Origin of the sequence: Bartonella vinsonii subsp. berkhoffii ATCC 51672, from assembly GCF_902825225.1 — a bacterium.
In the GTDB taxonomy this organism is placed as follows: Bacteria; Pseudomonadota; Alphaproteobacteria; order Rhizobiales; family Rhizobiaceae; genus Bartonella; species Bartonella berkhoffii.
On sequence record NZ_CADEAK010000204.1, the window covers coordinates 1 to 422 of the forward strand.

At 34.6% G+C, this 422-nt stretch carries 1 protein-coding gene; it reads left to right on the top strand.

Features of this window, described 5'->3' with window-relative positions:
* Positions 1-183: 183 nt before the first annotated feature.
* On the top strand, positions 184-422 hold a 239-nt coding region (locus J7R10_RS08940; RefSeq protein ID WP_343211343.1), incomplete at its 3' end, for a GIY-YIG nuclease family protein.

The following is a 422-nucleotide window of genomic DNA, read 5'->3' on the forward strand; positions in this document are numbered from 1 at the left end:
ACTCATAAAACTTTTTTAGACCACCCTTATGCTTTTATGAAAAGTAAAATAACTACAAAATTGAATGATCTCATGTCATAATGCGTTATTTATAGGAAAAATGACTATCATTACATACATGATAGGACTAGATAGATAAGAGCATTTCATATGAAAAACAGAAAACACTTCCGGATAAACTGAATGATCCTGAAAAACAACACAGCTCGTCCCCAAAATGAAAGGGAAAAGCTTCCTTTTCTCTCTCACATTACGTGGGACAATGCTAATCAAGGAAATTATAAAAATCAATTGAAAGGTAGCAAACTCATACAAGAGTTTGTCAGACACCTTCCGCATAAGCCAGGCGTTTATCGAATGATTGATGAGAAGGGTGATGTTCTCTATGTTGGCAAAGCACGTAATCTTAAAAAACGCGTTTC